The organism is Exiguobacterium sp. s6 (genome assembly GCF_018618155.1).
GTDB classification, from domain to species: Bacteria; Bacillota; Bacilli; order Exiguobacteriales; family Exiguobacteriaceae; genus Exiguobacterium; species Exiguobacterium mexicanum_A.
Genome location: NZ_JACSLN010000003.1, coordinates 24,443 through 49,346 on the forward strand (window position 1 = coordinate 24,443; position 24,904 = coordinate 49,346).

General features: G+C 52.2%; 25 protein-coding genes. 13 read left to right on the forward strand and 12 right to left on the reverse strand.

Going from position 1 to position 24,904, the window contains the following annotated elements; all coding sequences use genetic code 11:
- Positions 1-8 precede the first annotated feature (8 nt).
- From KNP75_RS12860 to recX, 4 genes are all read right to left on the reverse strand, one after another.
- Entirely contained in the window at positions 9-2,054 is a 2,046-nt protein-coding gene (locus KNP75_RS12860; protein WP_215190592.1) for an ABC transporter ATP-binding protein, read from the reverse strand.
- A gap of 22 nt (positions 2,055-2,076) precedes the next feature.
- Positions 2,077-3,801 carry an ABC transporter ATP-binding protein gene (locus tag KNP75_RS12865; protein WP_034781002.1) on the reverse strand — a complete coding sequence of 575 codons (1,725 nt, stop codon included), beginning with the start codon at positions 3,799-3,801 and terminating at the stop codon, positions 2,077-2,079.
- Positions 3,802-4,117: 316 nt separating this feature from the next.
- Positions 4,118-5,755 (reverse strand): L-lactate permease, encoded by a 1,638-nt coding sequence (locus KNP75_RS12870; protein WP_052090274.1) that lies wholly within the window; start codon positions 5,753-5,755, stop codon positions 4,118-4,120.
- Between the two features lie 49 nt (positions 5,756-5,804).
- Positions 5,805-6,617: a recombination regulator RecX gene (recX, locus tag KNP75_RS12875; protein WP_034781003.1), complete on the reverse strand. Its 813-nt coding sequence runs from the start codon at positions 6,615-6,617 to the stop codon at positions 5,805-5,807.
- A 158-nt stretch (positions 6,618-6,775) separates the two neighbouring features.
- On the opposite strand from recX, the gene KNP75_RS12880 reads away from it, so the two are divergent.
- From KNP75_RS12880 to KNP75_RS12900, 5 genes are all read left to right on the forward strand, one after another.
- On the forward strand, positions 6,776-7,684 hold the full coding sequence (locus KNP75_RS12880) for a TIGR01777 family oxidoreductase (RefSeq protein WP_215190593.1): 909 nt from the start codon (positions 6,776-6,778) through the stop codon (positions 7,682-7,684).
- A gap of 13 nt (positions 7,685-7,697) precedes the next feature.
- Positions 7,698-8,849: an amidohydrolase gene (locus tag KNP75_RS12885; protein ID WP_034781007.1), complete on the forward strand. Its 1,152-nt coding sequence runs from the start codon at positions 7,698-7,700 to the stop codon at positions 8,847-8,849.
- Positions 8,850-9,050: 201 nt separating this feature from the next.
- On the forward strand, positions 9,051-9,617 hold the full coding sequence (locus KNP75_RS12890) for a GNAT family N-acetyltransferase (RefSeq protein WP_034781009.1): 567 nt from the start codon (positions 9,051-9,053) through the stop codon (positions 9,615-9,617).
- A 169-nt stretch (positions 9,618-9,786) separates the two neighbouring features.
- Complete coding sequence (locus tag KNP75_RS12895) at positions 9,787-10,476, forward strand: response regulator transcription factor (RefSeq protein ID WP_021067764.1); 690 nt, start codon at positions 9,787-9,789, stop codon at positions 10,474-10,476.
- Positions 10,473-11,858 carry a sensor histidine kinase gene (locus KNP75_RS12900; RefSeq protein WP_034781011.1) on the forward strand — a complete coding sequence of 462 codons (1,386 nt, stop codon included), beginning with the start codon at positions 10,473-10,475 and terminating at the stop codon, positions 11,856-11,858. The genes KNP75_RS12895 and KNP75_RS12900 overlap by 4 nt, the downstream gene beginning before the upstream one ends.
- 24 nt (positions 11,859-11,882) lie before the next feature.
- Here the strand turns inward: KNP75_RS12900 and KNP75_RS12905 are convergent, their stop codons facing one another.
- Entirely contained in the window at positions 11,883-12,170 is a 288-nt protein-coding gene (locus KNP75_RS12905) for a hypothetical protein (RefSeq protein WP_034781013.1), read from the reverse strand.
- Positions 12,171-12,297: 127 nt separating this feature from the next.
- Between KNP75_RS12905 and KNP75_RS12910 the strand changes: the two genes are divergently transcribed.
- Complete coding sequence (locus tag KNP75_RS12910) at positions 12,298-12,507, forward strand: hypothetical protein (RefSeq protein ID WP_034781015.1); 210 nt, start codon at positions 12,298-12,300, stop codon at positions 12,505-12,507.
- A gap of 27 nt (positions 12,508-12,534) precedes the next feature.
- On the opposite strand, the gene KNP75_RS12915 is transcribed toward KNP75_RS12910, so the two are convergent.
- The 3 genes from KNP75_RS12915 to KNP75_RS12925 all read right to left on the reverse strand — a co-directional run bounded on the left by KNP75_RS12915 (position 12,535) and on the right by KNP75_RS12925 (position 14,620).
- A complete protein-coding gene (locus tag KNP75_RS12915) occupies positions 12,535-12,942 on the reverse strand; it encodes a cytidine deaminase (RefSeq protein WP_215190594.1) in 408 nt (135 codons plus the stop codon).
- A 95-nt stretch (positions 12,943-13,037) separates the two neighbouring features.
- Positions 13,038-14,414, reverse strand: coding sequence for a 23S rRNA (uracil(1939)-C(5))-methyltransferase RlmD (gene rlmD, locus KNP75_RS12920; RefSeq protein WP_215190595.1), 1,377 nt, complete (start codon positions 14,412-14,414; stop codon positions 13,038-13,040).
- On the reverse strand, positions 14,411-14,620 hold the full coding sequence (locus KNP75_RS12925) for a hypothetical protein (RefSeq protein ID WP_016510454.1): 210 nt from the start codon (positions 14,618-14,620) through the stop codon (positions 14,411-14,413). Before KNP75_RS12925 ends, rlmD begins: the two co-directional genes overlap by 4 nt.
- A gap of 85 nt (positions 14,621-14,705) precedes the next feature.
- Between KNP75_RS12925 and yfkAB the strand changes: the two genes are divergently transcribed.
- Genes yfkAB through KNP75_RS12940 form a run of 3 tightly spaced genes read left to right on the forward strand, consistent with a single transcriptional unit; the run spans position 14,706 to position 17,248 of the window.
- Positions 14,706-15,812, forward strand: coding sequence for a radical SAM/CxCxxxxC motif protein YfkAB (yfkAB, locus tag KNP75_RS12930; protein WP_215190596.1), 1,107 nt, complete (start codon positions 14,706-14,708; stop codon positions 15,810-15,812).
- A 53-nt stretch (positions 15,813-15,865) separates the two neighbouring features.
- Positions 15,866-16,060 carry a hypothetical protein gene (locus KNP75_RS12935; protein ID WP_021067771.1) on the forward strand — a complete coding sequence of 65 codons (195 nt, stop codon included), beginning with the start codon at positions 15,866-15,868 and terminating at the stop codon, positions 16,058-16,060.
- A gap of 45 nt (positions 16,061-16,105) precedes the next feature.
- Positions 16,106-17,248, forward strand: coding sequence for an MFS transporter (locus KNP75_RS12940; RefSeq protein ID WP_034781020.1), 1,143 nt, complete (start codon positions 16,106-16,108; stop codon positions 17,246-17,248).
- Positions 17,249-17,289: 41 nt separating this feature from the next.
- Here KNP75_RS12940 and KNP75_RS12945 read toward each other — a convergent pair whose 3' ends face one another.
- On the reverse strand, positions 17,290-17,592 hold the full coding sequence (locus KNP75_RS12945) for a hypothetical protein (RefSeq protein WP_128123764.1): 303 nt from the start codon (positions 17,590-17,592) through the stop codon (positions 17,290-17,292).
- Between the two features lie 138 nt (positions 17,593-17,730).
- Entirely contained in the window at positions 17,731-18,666 is a 936-nt protein-coding gene (locus KNP75_RS12950; protein WP_034781029.1) for a DMT family transporter, read from the reverse strand.
- A gap of 199 nt (positions 18,667-18,865) precedes the next feature.
- Between KNP75_RS12950 and KNP75_RS12955 the strand changes: the two genes are divergently transcribed.
- The 4 genes from KNP75_RS12955 (at position 18,866) to KNP75_RS12970 (ending at position 23,339) form a co-directional block, all read left to right on the forward strand.
- The gene (locus tag KNP75_RS12955; protein WP_215190597.1) at positions 18,866-20,773 is read left to right on the forward strand and encodes a heavy metal translocating P-type ATPase; all 1,908 of its coding nucleotides are present in this window, start codon (positions 18,866-18,868) and stop codon (positions 20,771-20,773) included.
- 119 nt (positions 20,774-20,892) lie between these two features.
- Positions 20,893-21,819 (forward strand): carbohydrate kinase family protein, encoded by a 927-nt coding sequence (locus KNP75_RS12960; protein ID WP_034781033.1) that lies wholly within the window; start codon positions 20,893-20,895, stop codon positions 21,817-21,819.
- A 66-nt stretch (positions 21,820-21,885) separates the two neighbouring features.
- Positions 21,886-22,323 carry an NUDIX domain-containing protein gene (locus KNP75_RS12965; RefSeq protein ID WP_034781346.1) on the forward strand — a complete coding sequence of 146 codons (438 nt, stop codon included), beginning with the start codon at positions 21,886-21,888 and terminating at the stop codon, positions 22,321-22,323.
- 68 nt (positions 22,324-22,391) lie between these two features.
- On the forward strand, positions 22,392-23,339 hold the full coding sequence (locus KNP75_RS12970; protein WP_138859927.1) for a YihY/virulence factor BrkB family protein: 948 nt from the start codon (positions 22,392-22,394) through the stop codon (positions 23,337-23,339).
- Between the two features lie 41 nt (positions 23,340-23,380).
- Here KNP75_RS12970 and KNP75_RS12975 read toward each other — a convergent pair whose 3' ends face one another.
- Both KNP75_RS12975 and KNP75_RS12980 read right to left on the reverse strand, forming a co-directional pair.
- Entirely contained in the window at positions 23,381-23,932 is a 552-nt protein-coding gene (locus tag KNP75_RS12975) for a beta-class carbonic anhydrase (RefSeq protein WP_034781037.1), read from the reverse strand.
- A gap of 19 nt (positions 23,933-23,951) precedes the next feature.
- The gene (locus KNP75_RS12980) at positions 23,952-24,851 is read right to left on the reverse strand and encodes a 1,4-dihydroxy-2-naphthoate polyprenyltransferase (protein WP_138859928.1); all 900 of its coding nucleotides are present in this window, start codon (positions 24,849-24,851) and stop codon (positions 23,952-23,954) included.
- Positions 24,852-24,904: the final 53 nt, after the last annotated feature.

Genomic DNA, 24,904 nt, shown 5'->3' on the forward strand with positions numbered 1-24,904 from the left:
AGACCTCCTCAACTGATGGCTTGTTGTTTACTTTGCAACTCATGCATCCGGGCGTAGACCCCGCCATCAGCGATGAGTGATTGATGGTTGCCTCGCTCGATGATGTGACCGTGATCGAGGACGAGGATTTGGTCCGCTTCCCGTATCGTCGAGAGACGGTGCGCGATGACGAACGTCGTCCGCCCGTATGTGAGCGTCTTGAGCGCGTCTTGGATGAGCGCTTCTGTCTCCGAATCGACACTTGCCGTCGCCTCATCTAAGACGAGGATGGCTGGGTCGAAGACGAGGGCACGGGCGAAACTGATCAACTGGCGCTCTCCGCTCGAAAGCGAGGCGCCGCGTTCGATGACCGGCTCGTCTATTCCGTGTGGCAACTGTTTGACGAAACGATCGGCTCCGACCGCCGTCAACGCTTGCCAAATCCGGTCGTCCGAGATCGTCTCGTCACCGAGCGTCACGTTCGTCCGAATCGAGCCCGTGAACAGGAACGGGTCTTGGAGCACGATACCGAGATGGGCGCGGACGGCTTGCGTCGGCAGTTTCGTCACGTCCATGCCATCAATGTTGAGCGTTCCTTCTGACGGGTCATAGAAGCGCATGAGCAGGTTCATGATTGAACTCTTGCCGCTGCCCGTATGACCGACGAGCGCCACCGTCTCACCCGGTTCCGCATGGATATCGATGTGTTGAAGCACCGGTTTCCCGGCCTCATAGCTGAACGACACATCCTCGAAGGCGACCTCGCCTTTAAAGCGTGCAATCCGTTCCGTGGACACGTCTTCCCCTTTCTCGTCGAGCAGTTGGAACATCCGGTCTGCCGAGACGAGCGCTTGTTGGAGCGGGGACAGTTGGTTCATGATTTGTGTGACCGGCTCAAAGATCCGTGACACGTAATCGATATAGGCGTATAAAATCCCGAGCGTGAGCACGCTGCCCGTTCCAAGCGTCTGCGCACCGACGACCCAGATGAGTAAGGCGAGCGCCATGTTGCGGAAGAAGTTGACCAAGTTGTGCGACATGAGCGCATCCAGTTTGAGCAGTTTCCGTCTCGTTTGGAAGTTGTCGCTGTTTTTCTCGTTGAACTCGTCATAGACGAGATCTTCTTTGACGTACGATTGAATGATCGGCATCGTCTGGATGCTCTCATTCAATTGGGCGTTCATATCCGCGACGAGGGCGCGGACACGGAAGTTGTTTCGGGTCGACAGGCGTTGGAATAGCTTAATCCAGACGATGACGACCGGGATGATGATGAGCGAGACGAGACCGAGGCGCACGTCCAAGAAGAACATGGCAATCAGGACACCAATCATCATGACGACGCTTTGGAAGACGCGTGCGAGCACGCCCAAATATAGGTCGCGAATCGTCTCAGTGTCATTCGTGACGCGGCTGACGATTTTCCCGATCGGTGTCTGGTCAAAGTAGCGGACCGGAATCGTCTGCAAATGCCGCATGACGTCGAGTCGCATCGTTTTGACAATCTTATGGGCCGATCGCTGGAGGAGCATCTGTTGCCCCCAGTTCAAACCGGCCGCGATAAGAAGCAAGACGACGTACAAGGCAGATAACATAAGCACGGCCTGAAGATCCGTCTCATAAAATTGAAACACATCGGTCGAGGAGAGCGGCACGATATTGTCGTACGTCGCTGATTCCTCGCTCCGTGTGATGGTGAGGACGCCGTCTTCGACTTCACGTACCCCACCACTCATGACAGCGTCTGGGACGAGATAGTATCCGTCCGTCGTCTGAACGATCGAGACAGGTCGGACGACGGTCTCTCCGTCGAGCCGTGTCTCTTTTTCATAGGAGTTGCCGTCAAAGTCGACACTCCCGCCTGACTCGACTTGAACCCAATCGCGCTCGATGGCGACGATATGGTCGTCGATGATAATTTTGGCGATATACGGTCCGGCTAGTTCGGCGCCGACCGCTAAAAATAGTAAGGTCAAACCGAGGAAAATCGAGCGTCTCACTTGTTTGGCATAGCCGACGAGTGAACGGATCGTTTTTTTCCTGCGGACTGGATCTAATTCGTATTGATCGATCATGAGAGATTCCCCCTTTCCCGGATTACTCCGACTCTCCTTGTCGAACGTATTGTTCATAATACCAACCGCGTCGTTCCATCAGTTGGTCATGTGTGCCCCGCTCTGTGACGCGACCGTCTTGCAGCACAAGAATCTGGTCGGCATGGGCGACAGCGGACAGGCGGTGCGCGACGATAAACGTCGTCTGTTCGGCCCGGCTCGTCCGGACCGAATCGATGATGCGTGCTTCCGTCTTGGCGTCGACCGCTGAAAGCGAATCGTCGAGCAAGAGGATCTCTGGGTCTTTCAAGAGAGCGCGGGCAATCGAGAGCCGTTGTTTCTGGCCACCCGAGAGCATGACCCCTTGTTCCCCGACGACCGTGTCGAGACCGTTCTCTAAATGCTCGATATCGGTATCGAACGCCGCAAGTCGAATCGCCGTTTCAAGGTCTTGTTCCGTCGCATCGTTTGAGCCGAACAAGATATTGTCACGGACCGTTTTCGAGAACAGCAAATGTTCTTGCGAGACGTAACCGCTCCAACCGCGCACGGTATCGAGTTTGATGTCGTGAATCGGGACCCCGTTGACGAGTAGCGAGTCATCGATCGGATACTCGCGGAGCATTTGACGCAATAGCGTCGTCTTCCCGGCCCCGGTCGGTCCGACGATGCCGATCGTCTCGCCACGCGACACGTGCAAGACGATGTCTTCAAGCGAGGCTCGGGTCGATCCTGGATATTGGAACGATAGTGATTTGAACGTGATTTTCTCCGGGACGCCGACTTCGACCGTGCCGGTCGAGACGACGTCCGGTGTCTCGTTCATCGTCGCCTCGATTCGTTCAAGGCTGGCCGTCCCCCGTTGCACGACGTTGATCAGTTCCCCGAACGCGTACATCGGCCAAATGAGCATCCCGAGATAGATGTTGAACGAGACGAGCTGTCCGAGTGTGATGTCGTTCGTGAACACGAGATACGTTCCGAACGACAAACCGATCAAATAGCTCAAGCCGACGAGCAGTTTAATGACCGGTTCGAACAAGACGTCGATTTTCGCGACGTGCATGTTTTTCGCCATCACGTCGTCGGTGATCGTGTCGAATTTCTTCGTGTCCGCCTCTTCTTGGACGAACGAACGGACGACCCGAAGGCCTGAAATCGATTCGACGACTTGGTCGTTCATCACGCCGAACGCGTCCTGTGCCGCTGTGAAGCGAGCATGGATTTGGCGTCCGAGCTTATTCATCGACCAGGCGAGAAGCGGCATCGGCAAGAGTGCGGCGAGCGTCAACTTCCAATCGATGAACACGCCCATGATCGTGAGGGCGATGAGCGTCATATTGAACGAGTCGACGAGCGTCATGACGCCGAACCCGGCCGTCCGTTCCACTGCCTTCAAATCGTTCGTCGCGAGCGCCATCAAATCCCCGGTGCGGTGCTGTTGATAGAAGCGCGGTGTCTGCCGGAGCAAGTGGCCGAAGAAACGGGCCCGCAATTTTTTCTCGAGCAGGAACGCCGTCCCAAACAGACGGGCGATCCATACATACGAAAGGACGTATGATAAAACCATGATACTGAGCAATGATCCGACGATCATGACGAGACGTTCCGTCGTCAAGCTCCCTTCGCGGATGGCATCGATCGCCTGTCCGATAATCCATGGCGGCAGCATATCGACGACGCCGGTGATGATGAGCAGGATGATGGCGACGATATACGTCCGCTTCTGTCTTTTAATAAACCAATCTAGTTGTTTAATCAGTTTCATGACTGATTCCCCCTTCCGTCCTTTCCGCGCACGCAAAAAAAGCGCACGTCACCTGATTGTGCAACCAATCGGATGAAGTACGCTTCTGAGTCTTCAGTCTTTTGCATGGTCAGGGAAAGGACACTACCCCTATCCAGCTGCCAAATTACGCAGTCAAATACGAGTAGCCATATGATGTTGTGTGTGTGCGTTGTAGTGTTGGGATGTACTTCATCATGCTGGCTCCTCTCTGTTCATAGTTTGAAAATCTACTAAAACCTTAGCAGACTGTTCAGAAAATTGTCAATATTATTGTCGTAAATAATTTGTAACTTTTTTACAAGAAGAAGGTGGCGAGCATCAAGCCAACAAGACCTGTCGCCGTCACGTAGTAAATCATCGGCATGAGCGTATAGCGAATGATCGTTCCTTCTTTCCCAAGAAGACCTGCGACCGAGGCGACCGCGACGACGTTCAAGACACAAATCATGTTACCAGCGTTGGCTCCTGCCATCTGCATCGATAACGCGAGCGTCTCGTTCAAACCAACGGATTCGGCAACATTCGTCGTCAAACTTGAGAACATCATGTTTGAGAACGTGGCCGATCCGGAAACGAAGGCGCCGAGCGCCCCAATCCATGGTGCGACGAGCGGCCAGACACCGCCGAACGTATCGGCTGCAGCCGTGGCGAGTTCGACCGGCATCGAAGCCAGGCCAGCTCCACCATTTTCTGAGTGAATGAAGATTCGAACCATCGGCACTGACGCAGCGAGCGTGATGGCCGTCCCGACGACACCGAGCGTCGTCGCTTTAAAGACCGAAGTCACTTGTGACCAGCTCATGTTGTGGAGGAAGAATGTCGCAATCATCGTCAAGATGAACATGAACCCTGGCGAATAGAACGGTTCCCACGACGTCGAGATTCCTTCGACCCCGATGATGTTTGGCAAGTCAATGCGGACGCTACGTGCCAATTCATTCAAGAATGGCACGGTCCGTGTCAACACGAGGAAAATCGTCAAAATCAAATATGGTGCCCACGCCTTCCACTGCGGAAGTTCACGTTTGCCTTTACCGACAGACGGCTTCTCAAGCGGCTGCTCGATCTCATCGGCATAACCATCGAACGTCCACACCCGTTTTGGCATGAGGATCCCTTTGCGTGCCATTGCGACGAGGATGACGAGACCCGTCAACCCGCCGAGCATGCCCCCGAATTCAAATCCGAGGATGAGTGTCCAAATGTAGGCCGGGATACTGTAAACGAGTGCCGCGATAATGGCAATCGGGAACACTTCGAGCGCCGGCTTGATTGACTTCTCTTTGCTGAAGAATCGGGTCAGCATCAAAATCAAGATAAACGGAATCAACAAACCGACGAACATGTCGATGAGTACCGTCTGTAAGACGACGCTTGTCAAAAACTCGATCGTTTCCGGTTGATTGACGTCAAGCGACAGCCCGTTCCCAATTCCGATTAAAGCTGGTGTGCCGACCGCACCGAACGTGACCGCCGAGACGTCGGCCGATAAAGCGATGACGACCGCTGCAATCGGCGGAAAGCCGAGGGCGATCAACAGTGGCGCCGCAACCGTAGCTGGTGTCCCGAAGCCCGAAGCACCTTCGATGAATGAGACGAACAACCAGCCGACGATGAGCACTTGAATCCGGGGATCCGGTGTGATGTTAACGAATCCAGAGCGAATCGCGTTCATACCGCCGCCCTCTTTCATCGTATTCATCATCCCAATCGCACCGTACACAATCCAGACCGTCGTGACGGCGATCACGAGTCCTTGTAACGTCGCCGCCATAATCCGTGTCGCATCGAGTTGCCAGACGAAGAACGCCAGTCCTGCCGTCAATACGAGCGAGAGCGGCATCGCGACCGACGCCGGTAAACGCATAATGACCAATAATACGAGCACTGCCACAATCGGCATGAGTGCTGTAATCCATTCAAAAATCGTCAATGTAGACCCACCTTTTCAGATTTTTCCCCTACCGTAAATGAATCTCCCGTTATGACTCTTGTTCAGCGAGTCGATCTAAAGCCCGATCAATCACCTCATATGGAAAACCTTTGCGTCGAAGCTGCATCTTCATCCGCTGTTTCCGCTCATATGGGGCATATCCACTGAACTTCCGATTTAATTTTTCCGCCTGTGTCAAACAAGCCGAAAGTTCAACGTCCTCATCCTCGTTCTCCCAAAACGTGAGAATCGCCTCTGAAATGATATCAAACGTAAATCCCCTTTGCATTAGGGTTTGTTGAATTCTTTGTTGCACTTCTGTGGCAGAACGGCGATTTGTTTCCATTTGTTTCCTATTTACGAATTTTCCGGCCTTTTCAAGCTGGTCTTCGTGCGAAATTGCGCCGATGACTTCTTCAATGATGTCAGCGTCGATTCGGAGCTGGGTGAGTTCTCGTTTGATTTTGACCGGTCCGCTCGGACTCGTATTGAACTTCGTCTGGGTGTAGGCTTTGGCAAATTCAGCATCGTTCAAGTAGCGCTGTTCGATTAATCGCTCGATGACGCGCTTGATGGCCGCCTCATCTATCTCTTTCTTCACGAGGTAGTCACGCACCTCTGAAACGGCACGCATTCGGTACGATAAATAATTGACGGCCGCTTTATATGCTTTTTGTTCTTCTTCGGCTTGAAGAACGTCACGGACGAAGTCGTCTTCGAGCTCCATCCCTTTCGTCAATTCATATTTGATGAAGACGTCGAGGTCGATGGCGAACGCAAACTCCTCACGCCCGTCCTTTTCGACGTACACGTTGAGCCGGTCTTTATTTTTCTTCTGGGTCGTAAACTTGGCAATTTTCACGAAATCCCTCCATTTCCTGCTTCTAACATATCACGTTCCCCTTTCGAGCAGGATTTTTGATAAGTTAGAAGAAAGGGTATTCACAATACGAACGGTCCGCTTTCTTTATGGAACTCATACCCGTTTTGAAATCGCTTCAATATACTGGAGGGAGACTTATGAAAATTGCAATCACCGGCGGAACCGGACTAATCGGTCGCCCGCTCGTCCGCGCGCTCGCCGAGGCCGGACATCAAGTCGTCGTATTGACGCGCCGCCCGCGCCCGCGACAAGGAGGGATCTCGTTCGTTGAATGGTTGACTCCTGACAGCCATCCTGAGTCCGAGTTGCAAGACGTCGACGCCTTCATCCATTTGGCTGGCGCCTCCATCAACGATGGACGCTGGACACATAAACAGAAACAAGCCATTCTTCAAAGCCGAATCGACGGGACGAAAGAAGTCGTTCGGATCATTAAAAATATGAAACGCAAGCCGAGCGTCGTCATCAGCGGATCCGCCATCGGAATTTACGGGGAAGACCGTTCCATCACGTATTCCGAAGCGACCCCACTCCCGGACCGGACCAACTTCTTAGGCAACGTCTGTGTGTTGTGGGAGAAAGAGGCGGCCCCGGTCAAAGACATGGGAATTCGCCTCGTCACGATGCGGACCGGTGTCGTCTTATCGAATGACGGCGGTGCCTTCCCGCTCATGAAACTGCCGTACACGCTCGGTGTCGGAGGACGGCTCGGCTCAGGACAGCAATGGGTACCGTGGATTCATTTGGACGACCTCGTTCGCCTGTTTGTCCATGTCATTGAGACGACTTCCATCGAAGGCCCCGTCAACGGCACGGCACCGACGCCCGTCACGATGAATGAGTTTGGAAAAACGCTCGGACGCGTGATGCATCGCCCGCATTGGGCACCTGCCCCAGCACCGCTCCTCAAGCTCGCGCTCGGAGAGAAGAGTGTCATCGTCCTTGAAGGGGCGAAAGTCGTCCCGACGAAAGCACTCAATCACGGTTTCCGCTTCCGTTACGAAACGTTAGAACCCGCTTTGAAACAACTACTTCATTTGATTTGAAAGGAGCTAGCACGTGAGTAATTTGTTAATTCGTAACGCCCACATTTATCCAATCACTGCCCCACATTTTTACGGAGATTTGCGCGTCAAAGACGGCAAAATCATCGAAATGGCAGACTTGCTGGACCCGCTCGACGGAGAAACGGTCATCGAAGCCGAAGGCAACTTCTTATTCCCAGGGTTTATCGATGCCCATACCCACCTCGGACTGTATGACGAAGGGACAGGTTCAGTCGGAAACGATGCAAACGAGACCGTCGAGGCGATGACGCCGCACGCTCGGGCCATCGACGGCGTCTATCCGCTCGATGAAGGGTTTCAAGAGGCGCTCATGGCCGGAGTCACTGCCGTTCAAGTCATGCCCGGCAGTATGAACGTCATCGGCGGGGTGACGAGTGTCATTAAAACGCACGGCCGCTTCATCGAGGACATGGTACTTCGGCGTTATGCCGGTCTCAAGCTTGCGCTCGGAGAGAACCCGAAGCGTGTCCACAGTATGGGAAGATCCGGTGAGTTGACCCGCATGGGGATCATGGGATTATTGCGTGAAGCGTTCCGGACCGTCGACTCGACGAAGACGATCGGCACGTTCGGCAGCCAGATGATTCAACTCGCCCTCGACCGCAAGATGCCAATCCGGGTCCACGCCCACCGCGCCGACGATATTTTATCGGTCGTCCGCTTCGCGCAAGAGTTCGACCTCGATTATCGGATCGAGCACTGTACGGAAGGACATCTCGTCGCTGAAAAGTTACGCGAACTCGGTGTCAAACATGTCACCGTCGGTCCGACGTTCACACGTAAATCGAAAATTGAGCTCCAGAACAAAACATGGGAGACGTACCGAATTTTACATGAACACGATATGATCGTCTCGATCACGACGGACCATCCTTATACGCCCGTTCAATATTTAAATCTTTGCGCCGGTCTTGCTGCCCGCGAAGGACTTCCGGTCGACGTCGCACTCCGCGCCATCACGATCCATCCGGCCGAATCGCTTGGAGTAGACGACCGCATCGGCTCGCTCGAAATCGGCAAAGATGCCGACCTTGTCTTGTGGAGTCACTTCCCGCTCGACTACATGTCAAAGCCGATTATGACCATCGTCGATGGCCACATCGTTTACTCGACGAGCCGATCGAAAACACATCATGAGATGTGAGTGAGGCCAGTCGTGAAAGCGCTCTTATTATTTTTTTGTGAAGTTGCATTTTATTTACTTGCTTTTTCAAAAAAACTATATAAAATAATCTTGTAACTTCATAAAAGGGAGCAGCCAAGGCAAGTTCGAACAACGAAGCCAGAAGTATGCTTTCGTTACAACTATTCTTCAGCGGTCTGAAATAGGAGGAGGAATGTAAAGGTGCTCAAATTTCGTGAGCTTACCGACTGCGCGGAGTTGTTCGAACTGATGCAACACCCAGATGTCTTTCCGTATGTCCGTCAAAAGACGGTCCACTTTGACGAGTTTTTATTTAGCACGAAGCAAATCATCGAGCTAGAAGAGCAAGGAAACATCATCTCACGTACCATCACGAACGAGTTCGGTACCCCGATTGGGACGATCAGCTTGTTCGATGTGGAATCGGGCTATGGATTCCTCGGGACGTGGCTTGGCAAACCGTATCACGGCAAAGGTTACAATCAAGTCGCGAAAGAAGCGTTCTTCTCTGAACTTTTCTTCGAGCTTGATATGGAAAGTGTATTTTTAAAAATCCGTCAATCGAATGAGCGTTCGATCGCGGCGGCTGAGAAACTACCGTACGCTTTCTGCGCTAACGAGATCCGGTCTGAACTATTGACTGAAATCAACCAAGGGGACGTCGAATACGTCTTGTATGAAGTGTCGAAGTCGAGTTTCCAACTCTACTTGCACTCACTCCATGCGCCTGAATTCGACCATACCTATGAAGCACAGCTCGAAGCGTAAGCCAATTCTGACAAAGAATTGGCTTTTTTGTGGCGTTTTTGTGTGGATTTCATGAGGACAACTTTACGGCAATGAATATTTCTGTTCTAATTCGGAGAGATAGGTATGATAGAGGTATGAGGGAATTATCACACATCCTCGTTAACCGTTTTGTAAAGGAGAATGCCCAATGTCAGAACCAACGTTTCGCATCTTAGTGACCGATGATGAAGAACAAATGCGGGATTTACTCGTTTCGAACTTAGAGAAGGAAGGATATGAGACCGTCACAGCCACGAACGGCCTCGAGGCAATCGACTTATTGAAAGAACAGTCGTTCCACCTCGTCCTGCTCGACGTGATGATGCCTGAACTCGATGGCCTCACGGCGTGCATGCGCATCCGCGAGTTCTCGAACGTCCCGATTATCATGCTCACGGCCCGGTCAGAAGAACTCGACCGTATCCATGGCTTGAAGATCGGCGCGGATGACTATATCACGAAGCCGTTCAGTCCGCGCGAGCTGCTTGCCCGCATCGAAGCAACGCTTCGTCGGACGCATAACTTCTCAAAAGAACAAGAAGCAACGTTCGATACCGGAGTCCTGTCCATCGATATCGACGGCCGCGCAGTCAGCGTGAAAGGGAAAACGGTCAACTTGACCCGTAAAGAGTTCGATTTGCTCTACTTGTTCATCACGAATGAAGAGAAAGTATTCTCACGTGAACAGTTGCTCGATCAAATTTGGGGCACCGAGTACCACGGTAACCTTCGGACGGTCGACACGCATATCAAGACGCTTCGCCTCAAGCTCGGTGAAGCAGGTGGCTACATTCAAACCGTCTGGGGGATCGGCTACAAGTTCGAGGCAACCGTATGAAGCAATACACGATCCGGAAGCGGATTTGGATCACCATCTGGACAGCTAGCCTCTTCTCCGCGTTCGTGTTCATCATCATGACGTTTTACTTATACGACAAGTTCTATATTCAGACGCAGGAAGAACTGCTCATCAACCGCGGAGAGAAGCTCGTCACCATCTACAAGGCGGACGGCTTCTCTGACGCGTTTTCGGACAGTATGACGTACACGAACGAACTGACCGAGACGAAAGTGTTCCTCTCGTCGGTCAGGGAAGACAGTCTCGGCTCAGGCAAGACGTTTTTACGGGAACAAGACCTCGCCAAACTGCAAGACGGCTACGCGATCTCCGTCACCCGTAAACACCCGACCGAGGATGTGGATATCCTGATGTCCGCCTTCCCGCTCATCCGAGACGGCGAGCTCGATAATGCGCTCATCCTATATATGGAGTTAAGTAAAATCAGTGAGCCGTTCCAACCGATTCGGCTTATGATCACGTTCTTGCTCATCTTGATGATCGTGAACTTGCTCATCTTCGGGACGCAAATTATCGATACGATCATTCAGCCACTCATACAAATGAAACGAGCCTCGCAAGTATATGCCAAAGGCGACTTCTCGCACCGTATCCCGATTTATTACGATGACGAGATTGGCGAGCTCGCCGAGACGCTGAACCGGATGGCCGAGTCACTCGGTCTTGTCGAAGAGCAACGGAAAGAATTTTTGGCGAACGTCAGTCATGAATTGCGGACACCGTTGTCATATATTCGAGGCTATACGGAAATGCTCCAAGACCCGTCGCTCGACGAGAAAACGAAAAACCAATATTACGAGATCATCGAGAATGAGACGGAGCGCTTGCAACGCCTCGTCAACGACTTGCTCGACTTGGCCCAACTCGAACGCGACTCATATCCGATGACGAAAGAACCGGTCGTCTATTCGCAAGTGCTCGAAGATGTGCTGTACCGTTTCGAGCCGATTGCCGGGGCGAAAGGCGTCACGATTGAGACGGACCTCGATTTCGACTTGATCATTCTTGGGGACCACGACCGGCTCGAGCAAGTCGTTGGAAACTTGCTCGATAACGCCCTTCGCTACACCGAAGCCGGGAAATCGATCCATGTGAAGACATATGCGACCGCCGACAATGCCGTCACCGAGATTCGGGACGAAGGTCGGGGGATCCCGAAAGAGGATCTCGATCAATTGACGAAGCGATTTTATCGTGTCAATAAGTCACGCACACGCGAAGATGGCGGGACCGGGCTCGGCCTCGCCATCGCCAAACACATCATGGAACGCCACGGCGGCTCGATGCACTTCACTTCAGAAGTTGGCAACGGAACGACCGTCACGCTCACATTGCCGCTCTTGCCGGACGAAGACATATAAAAAAGACAGCCGCGGCTGTCTTTTTTATATGTCTTTGCCTTTATAGGCGTCATCTGATTCATTCATGAGACGTTCCCGCTCGGCGTGCGTCTGTGGATAACCATTCGCTTGCCACTCGGCCCGATAGTTCGAATCGAGTTGAGTGAGGCCTTCCTCCGCCTCATCCTTATCCGAATCGACACTTTCCATCTTGTCCATCTTGCTCCATGTATCGTCATCTCGGTCCTGAGTCAAGAGTGCCGCTACTTTTGGTGCGACGAGCGCGGCCCCAGCTACCCCGAGTACGATTCCCATCAATACTTTCTTATCCATCCGAATACCCCTCCTTAGTCACTATGTACGGATAATTCCACTGTTCTGCGAAATCGAAACCCATTTTCTAAAGCGTTTACACCCATTCAGGAAGTGGAATAATAGTCAAGACAAGGAGGCGATGAAGATGAAACAGTCAAAAGATACGTCCAAGCGACCGTTTGATAATCCGGATGCCGTCGATACGGACAAGGAGAGCATCTTCGACCAGGAAGGGATGGAAACGGTCGACCCGATCCCGGTAGAAGAGCTGAACCAGAAAGTGAAAGATGAGAAACAAAAGCGGCACTCGAAGGATGACTCGGTCAGCGAGAAAAAATATGAGGGCAATAAATAAAAATGCGGACGAAATTCGTCCGCATTTTTATGTTAAATCGCTTGGCGAGAAGCCGTAAGGCAACATCTCTTCTTTCGTCATCACTTTCGTCTCCCCGGCCATGTTCGCGAGAATCAATGTAAAGTCGTCACTGGCAAACTCGGCGATGACTTGACGGCAAGCGCCGCATGGCGAGATTGGTCCGTCCGTGTCGCCGACGACGACGACGGTCTCGATTGCCTTGCTGCCTTCCGATACCGCTTTGAAGATGGCAGTCCGTTCTGCACACATCGACAACCCGTACGAAGCGTTCTCGACGTTGCAACCCGAGATCTCTTTGCCGATCTCGTCGATGACGACAGCCCCGACATTGAACTTCGAATAAGGAGTATAGGCGCGCGACCGTGCATCAATCGCTTTATGGACAAGCTCGTTCACTTTTTCTCGTGGGATCATCTGATGTTCCTCCGCTTCTTAACGTTTATCAAAGAAGTCTGACATCTGAACTATAACGTGAAAACGTCATTCTTGCAAGCGTTTTCACAACCCCGTCAATACTTTTTCTTTTTCTTCTTCTCGAAGACGACAATTGACTCGACGTGCGCCGTCTGCGGGAACATATCATACGGCTGGATATAGTTGATCTTATAGTCGGCTTTCATGAGTTGATCCGCGTCACGCGCGAGCGTCTGCGGGTTACATGACACGTACACGATGCGTTTCGCTTTCGATGAAATCATCGCATTCAACAGTTGATGATCGACCCCTGTGCGCGGCGGGTCGACGACGATGACGTCTGGAATCCATCCGTCTTTCACCCAGCGCGGGATCCAATGTTCGGCCCGGCCTTCGACATAAGTCGCATGGCTGAAGCCGTTCTCACGCATGTGCGCGTTCGCATCTTCGACCGCTTCCGGGACGACTTCCATCCCACGGATCTCTTTTGCGTGCGGCGCGAGCCATAGCCCGATCGAACCGACACCGGCGTACGCATCGATGACGCGTTCTTCGCCCGTAAGTCCAGCCGCCTCGACGACTTCACGATACATGATTTCTGTCTGAGCCGGGTTGAGCTGGAAGAACGCGCGCGGTGACAAGTGGTAATGGACGTCATCGAGTTGCTCGTCCATCTTGTCTTGACCGGCGATATGGACCGTACGGAAACCGAAGATGACACCCGAACGGTTCGAGTTGATATTAATGTGGAACGATACGACGTTCGGTAACGCCATGATGCGATCGCTCAATTCATCTAAACGCGGGACGTCCTCGTTCCCGACGACGAGCACGACTTGGACATCATCTGTCTTGTAGCCTGAGCGGACGATGACGGTACGGGCGAAACCGACGTCACGGCGCGCATCGTATACCGGGATGTCGAGCTCGTTCAAAATACGGACGATGGCGTTGTTAATGTTCGTCGTGTCGCGCTGCTGTACCATGCAATGCTCGATTGGCACGAGTTCGTTTGTGTTCGGTTTGTAGAGACCCGACACGATCTCGCCGCGACGCGTCGAGAGCGGGAATTGCGACTTGTTGCGGTAGTACCAAGGGTTGTCCATCCCTTTCGTCGCACGGATATCCGATTTGTCGACGTTCAATTTCGTCTTTTGACGGAAGGCGTTGCGGACGATTTCTTCTTTATAGTCCATCTGCAGGCGCGGACTCATATGTTGAATCTGGCAACCGCCACACTCGTCATAAATCGGACACGGCGGTTTGACCCGGTCCGGTGAATCATTATCGCGCTTGATGACGCGCGCCTCGGCGTAGTTCCGCTCGACGCGCGTAATTTCGACTTTCGCCTTCTCTCCCGGCAATAAGTTCGGAATGAAGATGACCATGCGATCAATCGTCGCGATGCCCTCTCCGTTAATGCCTAGCCGCTCGGCTTGGGCGCTAGTGTATTCTCCTACGATCAGTTTCAATGTGTTTCATCCTTTCGAGATACTTGTTCTAAATCTTTGGCGTAACGTACGACTTTCGCACGTAAGGAATCAATATCAGCTAACAATCGATGCAAATCCTCTGGCGTCGTGAATTCGTCCAACGTATTGACTGATAAGCACAGTAATTCCGTTCTCGATTTTAACACGTTCATTTTTCCTGCCGTATCTGTTCGTGATTTACCCATCTCGTGATCGCTCCTTTGGTTCGTGACAAAGAGTTGTTATTATAGCATACTATTTCGTGTGACTTGATGAAAAGGTGGAATTGATATGCAAAACATCTCGACAACGTTTGATCCATGGGAAGCCTACCTCGATCAAACCGAGTTCGGTCGCCTCGTCCTTTCGAACATCGAAGTGACGACGACCAAGCTATGCAATATGCGCTGCGAACATTGCGCGGTCGGCTATATGCTCGATCAGACGGAAGAACCTGAAGTCCCGCTCGACCTATTGATTTCGCGCCTTGATGAGATCGAGCATTTACGGGCGTTCTCCATCACAGGCGGCGAGCCGATGCTGTCGATGAAGTCGGTGCGGAACTACGTCGTCCCGCTCTTGCGTTATGCGAAAGAGCGTGGCGCCCGGACGCAAATCAACTCGAACTTGACGCTCCCACTCTCTCGCTACCATCTTATTACCCCTTACCTCGACGTTTTGCACATTTCGCATAACTGGGGCACAGACGCCGATTTCTTAGAGGGCGGTTTCGCGATGATGGACCGGAAACCGAGCGCGGAGGCACGTTTGAAGATGCTTCAGACGATGAAAGACAATGCCCGGGCGCTCACCTCCGAAGGCATCATCGTATCCGCCGAGACGATGATCAACAAACGGACGATCCCGCACTTGAAAGAAATCCATGAAGAGATCGTCGCACTCGGCTGTCAGCGTCATGAAGTGCACCCGATGTACCCCGCAGACTGGGCTAGCGCGCTCGAGTCGGCATCGCTTGCCGACACCCGTCAGGCGATTCATGACCTGCTCGACGTCCGGGACGAGAACGTCTGGATGTTGTTCGGGACGTTGCCGTTTTATGCCTGCTCCGGCGCACCAGAGGACCGCGCCTTGTTGAAACGACTCCACGAGGCGAAGAACGTAACCGTTCGGAACGACCCAGATGGCCGCTCACGCCTCAACACGAATATCTTCGATGGCCAGATTATCGTCACCGACTTCGGAGACGAGCTCGGCACGCTCGGCACACTGTATGACACCTCGTTCCAGGATGCATACGAAACGTGGACGAACAGCAGTCTGAACGCCACACTGTCATGCCACTGCCCGGCCGTCAAATGTCTCGGGCCGAACGCGCTCGTCAAGCAAGCGTATTACCCGGACGTGAACTTTCAAGAACGTGTCGCTGAGCCGTTTTAATTGTTTCGTTTCGGGAAATGTTCAGTATATAAACTGAATCGAGGTGTTTAAAGATGACAGCCATCTATGTATTCATGATCACCGTCATGGCCATCATCATTTTCGGTGGTGTGCTCAGCATCTTATTGACAGCCGCATTCGTTTCAGACAAAGTAGACCGTGATGAAGTATTCAGTCAAGGCAGTTGGGATGATGAACTCTTACACTTGAATCATGTACCTCAACCGATTGACGAACCAAAAAGCTGAGACCCTTCTCAGCTTTTTACTATGTAATGAATAATGAGGTGAACTATGCAACGGTTTCGGTTTTCGATTTTATTACTCGTCGTCTTTATTTCTGGTTTGATTCAAGGCGCGCTCATCCCGCTCTTGTCGACGCTCATCGAACGGGACGGCAACCCGGCCTGGTTGAACGGGTTGAATGCGACGATGCTCTACTTAGGCGTCATCGTCTCTGCGCCGCTACTCGAACGGTTCGTCCGCAAGTACGGGTTTCGGCCGACAATCGTCCTCGGCATCGTCTTGACGGCGCTTGCCACGTTCTTCTTGCCGCTCTGGCCGTCACTGCTCATGTGGGCACTCATGCGTTTCGTCATCGGGTTCGGGGATTCGGCGCTCCATTACGGATCCCAAGTGTGGGTCACGTCTGCGAGCGAGAAGCGAAGTCTTGGCCGGGCGATGGCGTATTACGGGATGGCGTTCAGCCTCGGATTCGCGGTCGGCCCGCTCATCGCCCCGCTCGTCGACCTCCACTTTTGGCTGCCGTTCCTCGTCTTGATCGTCTTTTGTCTCGCATCCTTGTTCTTGATCTTCAAGGTCGACAACGAGTACCCTGAGGCTGAGAAAGTGAAGACCGACTCGAAAGGACGCATCCGCCTCGTCCTCATCGGCGGCGGATATACGCTCTTACCTGCTTTTACATACGGGTTCCTTGAGGCGAGCTTGAATGCCAACTTACCGATTTTCACGGTCCGCAACGACATCGGGCTGACACAGACGAGTACGCTCATCACGACGTTCATCGTCGCCTCGATCATCGTCCAGTTACCGCTCGGTCGCCTCGCCGATCACTTCGGGAAGAAACGCATCCTGCAAATCGTGTTGACGCTCGGAACGCTCGTCTTCGCCGTCGCCAACCTCGCCGTCGAGCATTACGCCTGGCTGCTCGTCTTGTTCGCTCTTGCCGGGGCCGGTCTCGGCTCCACGTATTCTCTCGGTTTGGCTCATATGACAGAAGTGTTGCCACGTTCGTTGTTACCGACCGGCAATATGCTCTATAGCATCTCGTTTAGCGTCGGTTCGATCAGCGGACCGATGATTGGCGCGTTTTGGATTGCGTTACCGAAAGAAGTGTATTTCTTGATGTACACACTTATTCTCGGCATCTTGGCTGTGAGTCTGTTCACAGCGAAAGCGAAGCCGATTGATGCATAAAAGGGTGAGTCTCAACGGAGACTCACCCTTTTTCGTATCACTCATTCCTTGATTGGACCGAGACGAACGTCGTTCCGTTCGAACGCGCGCATGAACACTTCATCGAGCGCGAACGGTTCTGTCTCTAGTGAGGCCAGCACGTCCGACTTGATTGTGACTTCAATGACGCGATCATTGATATGCCACTTCGTCTGGATGTCCTCTCCTTGCCTCGTTGCACGCGCGTCCACTTGGTCGTGATGCTCTTTCAATCCGCGACTTACGCACTTCATCACGTATTTGACGTACTCGTCCCGTGGTTGACGCGAGATGAGTATATTTCGGACAATCGGATTTCTTGCCATGGCACAATCCTCCCTTCTATCAGATTCGCACGCAAGTCTTTACAACGAAGACCGATTTTCAACTGAAAGAATTCAGAATTTTTAATATATTTTGCCATGGGAACAAGATTCCGTCAACCGTGCGTCAGCTTTGTTTGATCAACGGGCCGAACGGTTGACTCGCCCCTGGAAATAAGTCGAGAGATAGATGCCCGCGATGACGAACAATAATCCGACAAGCGCGTTCCACGGGATCGTCTCACCGAGTAAAACGCTCGATAAGACGACACCGAATAAGGGAACAAAAAACATATAAAGTGATACCCGGCTGACCGGATTATATTTCATGAGTGTGTTCCATAACGTGAACCCGATTGCAGACAAGAGCGCGAGATACAGCAAGAAGAAAAGCGTCGTGACCGTGTAAGGAAGGAACACATCCCCTGGCGCGAGCACATAGCCGACGACGAGAAGACCGAGCGAGCCGAATACCATCGCCCAAGCCGTCATCGGGGCGACATCATGTGCGCGTGAGTAGTCTTTCGCAATCAAGTTCCCGAACGCCCCTGAGATCATCGCCATAATGAGCAAGATCTCGCCAATCCCAAATCCTATCTCTGCGTGCGCTGTCGGCCAGTTGGCGATGACGATCCCAGAGAACCCGAGTGTGAGGGCAATCCCCTTCAACCGGTTGAGACGATCATCCTCATAACGGAAATGGGCAAGCGCCATTTGGAAGAATGAGGTCGATCCCGCGATAATCGAACCTTGCACCCCGGTCGAGATGGAAAGCCCAATATAAAAGAACAAATATTGTAAGAATGTCAAAAATGCCCCTAAATGTGCATACGCCTTCAACTTTTCCGCGTTTAATCGAATCGGCCGTTTGAAGACGAGGCGGCTAATCACGAGCAAGAGCAGTCCGGACAATAAAAAACGTTCGCCGGCAAAAAACAACTGCTGGCCGTACTCGTGTTCTTGAATATCGAGCGCCTCGTAGCTCAGTTTAATGAACGGGAACGCGCTCCCCCATAAAAACGTGTTGAATAGCGCGAGGAACGTGACCGTCCAAGGGCGTTGAAATACATTCTGCATGACACAAAAACTCCTTAATCTTTTAGTTTGTGAGTTATTACGATTGGTGCTAAAATAGACTTACATGATAATCATTATAAATAAGATTATGAGCCGAAACTAGTATTAAATCCAATCATATCAACAATAGATAATGATAATCATCCTCAATCATTATCATTTAACTGATATATATTCTCATTTAGAAAGAGGTGCTCACATGAACACATCAACCGTCACACAGGAAAAAAGCCACGTCTTCAAACGGGCCAACTGGTTCGAACATATCGAGCTCATCATGGCGCTCATCAGTGGTGTATTGATTGTACTCGCATATATCGCGGAAAGACAAGACGGAGCTCCTGCGCTCTACGTCACCCTCTATTTGACCGCCTTTTTAATCGGCGGATATGCCAAAGCGAAAGAAGGTCTGACCGATACGTGGGAAACCCGTTCGTTGAACGTCGAACTGCTCATGATCATCGCGGCCATCGGCGCCGCAGCCATCGGCTATTGGATGGAAGGTGCCATCCTCATCTTCATTTTCGCTTTGTCCGGTGCACTCGAGACGTACACGATGAACAAAAACGAACGCGCTCTTGAGTCATTAATGGAACTGCAACCTGAACAAGCGACGCGATTGAACGCTTCGGGCGGCCTCGAGGTCGTCCATATCGACGACCTTCGCGTCGGAGACCACATCTACGTAAGACCCGGCGAACGCATCCCGGTCGACGGTCGGATTTTGAAAGGCAGTGCCTCGATCGAGGAAGCCGCCATCACCGGTGAATCGATTCCAGTCGACCGAAACGTCGGCGACGAGGTATACGGCTCAAGCGTTAACTTGAACGGTGTCTTGACGTTAGAAGTGACAAAGCTCGCCACGGAAACGTTGTTCCAAAAAATCATTCAAATGGTACAGCAAGCGCAAGAAGAAAAATCACCGTCCGCCCAGTTCATCGACCGGTACGAGGGACGCTACGTTCAAGTCGTGCTCGTCTCCGTCACCGCAATCATCTTGCTCGGACCTGTGTTGACGCCGTGGTCGCTTGAGACGAGTATTTACCGCGGTATGATTTTACTCGTCGTCGCTTCGCCGTGCGCCCTCGTCGCAGCCATCACTCCGGCCGCACTCGCCGCCATCGCTTCGTCCGCCAAACATGGAATTTTGTTCAAAGGCGGCGTTCACATCGAGAACATGGGCCGTTTGAAAGCAATCGCCTTCGATAAGACCGGCACGCTTACAATCGGTAAACCAGAAGTCCAATCGGCATTGATCCATCCAACCGTTGAGAAAGAGCACGTCTATCGCATCGTCAGCTTGATTGAAGAACATTCGATGCACCCGCTCGCCGAAGCGCTCGTCCAATTCACAGGGAACTACACAGGAACGATGGAACACTTCAAAGACGTGACCGGGTCCGGGATTGAAGCGACGATCGATGGTGTCGCCTATCGGGTCGGCAAACAAAAATTCGCCGATCTGAGCGGAGATTTCTTCCGCGACGATGTCGAACGTTTAAAAGCTGCCGGCCATACGCTCGTGTTCGTCAGCGATGAAGAGAAGACGATTGGAGCGTTCGCGCTCCGGGACACACTGCGCCCTGAAGCCAAACAAGCGATCGAACGACTCAACCATCTCGGTATCGCGACGATCATGATCACGGGCGATAACGAGGCGACAGCCCGCGCCATCGCCACTGAGGCCGGGTTGACCCGTTACATCGCCGAATGTCTCCCAGAAGAGAAGGTCGAGCAGATTAAACAATTAAAACAAGAATACGGTAGCATCGGCATGATTGGCGACGGCATCAACGACGCCCCTGCCCTCGCGACAGCCGATGTCGGGATCGCCATGGGTGAAGGGACAGACGCCGCCCTCGAGACGGCCGACGTCGTCTTAATGAAAAACGACCTCCGTCGGTTGAGCTCGGCCATCAAACAGTCCCGTAAATTGAATCGCGTCGTCCTCCAAAACGTCGTGTTCGCCTTAGGTGTCATCCTCGTGTTGATTGCGACGAACATCTTCGAACTGCTCGTCATGCCGTTCGCGGTCGTCGGCCATGAAGGATCGACCATCCTCGTCATCTTGAACGGGCTTCGTTTGCTCAGCACCTCGTGGGAATGACAAAATTCGACACTCATTCAAACCGTCGTTGAAAGCCGTTAGTAATTTCGCTATAATTGAAACAATGTGTCTAATGAGACCGGAACTGATAGGAAGATTGGCTAAAGGTGGTACAGTATATGAATACGATTGCAGTAATCGGCAAGGTGTTTGTCGATATTAAAGGAACCTCGTTCGCCCCGCTTCATAAAGATGCCAAGAACGTCGGTGACATCGCGTTCTCGAACGGTGGGACCGGCCGAAACGTCGCCCAAAACTTAGGTGTTCTCGGGAATGACGTCCGTTTCGTGTCGACCGTGACGAACGATCAAATCGGGATGGGTGTTCTCGAAGAACTCCGCGGTTTGAACGTCAACGTCGATCACGTCGATTTGCTCGATGACAATGGGATGGGCATGTGGCTTGCCGTCATGGATAACAACGGTGACCTGCAAACGTCAATCTCGAAGCAACCGGACGAAGCGATGATGGAAGAATGTATCCTCCGTCGCATCGATACAGTGTTCGCTGAAAGTGAGGCGGTCGCGATTGACCTCGACTTGTCGGTCAATGTATTGAACGAGACCATTGAACTGTGCCGCGAAATGAAGCTTCCGCTGTATGGCGTGTGCGGTCATCTGTCGGTGATTGAACGGAACCGTCATTTACTCCAAGGTTTCACCGGCTTCATCTGTAGCCGCGAAGAAGCGGAGATTTTGTCTGATATGTCCATCGTCACAGTGGACGATGCGTTACGCGTCGCCGAAGTGCTCGCGATGAAAGGAGCTCCGCTCACAATCGTCACGATGAGTGAGCTCGGCGCCGTCTATGTCGACTTACGCACGAATGAACAAGGTCACGTCCCGACGACGAAAGTGAAAGTTGCCGACTCGACCGGTGCGGGTGACTCATTCTTCTCCGCTGTCATCTCTGAGTTGATGAAACGTCACCCGATTGAAGATGCGCTCCGACTCGGGATGCGCGTCGCTGGGAAAGTCATCGCCTCGCACGATAACGGCCTGACACCTGACATGTACGCCTCACTTGAACAACCAGCAACAGATTAACCAAAACGCATCGGCCGCGAGTCGATGCGTTTTGTTCACGATACGAAATCGAAAGGAACGATTCCATTGGTCAGAACGAAATTACGCAGTGCCATCATCCTCGTGAATGAACATGACGAAGTCGCGCTCATTCGCCGAGAGAAAGAAAACCTTTTGTATTATGTATTTCCGGGCGGTGGTGTCGAATTCGGGCATACGGCTGAAGAGACGGCCGTCCGTGAAGCGTTCGAAGAGCTCGGCGTCCACGTCGAACTTGAAGGCGTAGCCGCACATGTCGCCTTCAATGGAGAGTTGAACCCATACTACTGGGCCCGGATGACCGGTGGTGAGTTCGGGACCGGGACAGGTGAAGAATTTCAAGCAGAGCAAACGAACGGATCGTATACGCCGATGTGGGTGAAGCGAAGCGCGCTCAGCCATTTACCGGTACGACCACCGTCACTCGCCGACTTGCTGTCGAACGAAGCCGAGCGATTTTTCAATAAAACGCTGGCCGAAGACTGATTTCATGTGTAGCCTCCTGACATTTCGGGAAAGAAAGTTTCTAACGATAACGTTCAGGAGGCACATATATGGATACTACAGAAGTAAAAGAAAAAAAGAATTGGTTCGCCTTCGGGAAAGAGTTGCTTCGTCGCTTCAAAGAACATGATGTTCAAGATTACGGCGCGACACTCGCTTTTTTTTGGTTCTTATCGATTTTCCCGGGTATCATCTTCATTCTCGCGTTGCTGTCGTTCTTTGACATTTCTCAGGCGTCGTTCCAAGAGCAGTTGAACAACTTGGCGCCCGGGGCGGCCGCGACTGAATTTTTGACCGGTATCTTCGACGCCATCGGCGAACCGCGCGGCGGACTTCTTTCGATCGGTGCGATTTTAGCCATTTGGTCGGCGGCTAAAGGGGTTGAACGCTTGATCAATATGGCGATTCACGCGTACGGGGAAGATAACGAACGTAATTTCTTCGTCAGCAAAGGCATCGCCCTTGGGTTGACGTTATTACTCGGTGTTGGCATGTTACTGCTCATCGTCTCGAACGTATTCGGTTCGCAAATCATCGATTTCGTGGCCCGTTTCATCCCGATTTCGGGGGCCGACGTCATCTTGATCAACGTGTTCCGCTACGTGTTGACGACCGTCATCTTGATTTTCACGCTGTCAATTTTCTATAAAATCGCCCCGCAGCAACACGTGTTCTGGAAGAGCACGATTCCAGGTGCGATCTTTGGCGTCATCGCCTGGCAGCTCGTCTCCCTCGGCTTCAGCCTGTACGTTTCGAACTTCGGCAATTACGATTCGACGTACGGCTCACTCGGAGGAATCATCGTCACGTTGCTTTGGTTACAATTGACCGGCATGATCATTTTGATCGGCTCAGAAATCAACGCTACTTGGCAACGTTTCTTCAAAACGCCGAGCGAACGTGAGTACGAGAAAAACTATAAGAAAAATAAAAAGTCCAAATCAAAAGATTCGGACGAAGACGACTATAAAGATATCCCCGTCAACACATACGGGTAACGAAAGAAAGGCGGTCTCTCCAGAAGAGACCGCCTTTTGCATTATGCTTCGACGACGTCAAGACGACCGGTCGCAGGGTCGATGACAAACCCATGGACGTTCGTGCCCGGCGGCAAGAGCGGGTGGTTTTTGACGAGGTTGACCGAGTTGACGACGTTCGCTTCGACCGAGTCAAACCCGTGCAACCACTTCTCCAAATCCATCCCTGACGACTTGAGTGTTTGAAGTGTCTGCGGTTCAATGCCGCGACGTTCCATTTCTGCGATGACCGCATTCGGATCGATCGCCGCCATGCCGCAATCATAATGACCGATGACGATGACCTCTTCGGCCCCGAGCGCATACAACGCGACGAGGATCGAACGCATAACCGATCCGAACGGATGTGACAATACGGCTCCCGCATTTTTTATGATTTTAGCATCCCCGTTTTTTAGTCCGAGGGCTTGAGGCAACAACGCCGTCAGACGCGTATCCATACACGTTAAAATGACGATTTTTTTATCGGGAAACTTATCCGAGACAAATTGCTCATATTGTTTCTCTGTTACGAATTTTTCATTGAACGCTAGCATTTCTTGAACGACTGACATGTGGTTCCCTCCTCTTAATTCACGCGATTAGCCGCGCGACCATTAACCCGATGACCATCCAAGCGCCAAACAACGTGTTCACTTTTGCGGTCATCGCCATCGCCGGCATGAGTTCAGCCGGTTCACGCTTGACCCAAAAACGCTTCACTGCCCGTACCATGATTGGAATTGTCAGCAATGACAACAGCACCCACGGCGTCACGCCAAACCCGAATACGGCGACGAGGATGCCGACCAATGCCGCGATAAAGAATCCGGCCAAGACGAGAACGGCACGACGATGTCCGACGAGACAGGCGATTGTTTTGCGCCCATTCACTTTATCATTATCCAAATCACGAATGTTGTTCGCGAGCAAGATAGCCCCGATCAAAAGCGCCATCGGAAACGATACGAGCAACAGTTCTGTCGTCACCGTCCCGATTTGGATATATCCCGAGATGCCGATGATGACATAACCCATGAATAGGCCAGCGACGATTTCCCCGAACGGCGTGTAGGCGATCGGGAGCGGACCTCCCGTGTACAGGAATCCGACGACCATCGACAGCACACCGATCCAAATTAAATGCCAACTCGTTGAAGCCGCAATATAGAGCCCAAGCACAGCCGCCACCCCATACATACCGAGCGCGATCCCGAGCACTTGTCCGGGTGTGAACCCATCACGTACGATCGAGCCACCGATTCCAATGGAACCTTCGTGGTCGAGTCCACGCTTGTAATCATAATATTCATTAAATAAATTCGTCGCGATTTGAATCAAGACCGAGGCGATGAGCATCGCTAAGAACAATCCCCACTTCAACTCGACTTGCCCGAGGACGATGAACGTCCCTAACAGCACCGGTATGAAGCTCGCTGTCAACGTATGCGGGCGAATCATGCGCCAATACGCACCTTTCTCTCTCTTCTTCATGCACTTCCCTCCCTTCGTTAGTTTACGTCTCTTTGAAAAAACCTGTCAATGCC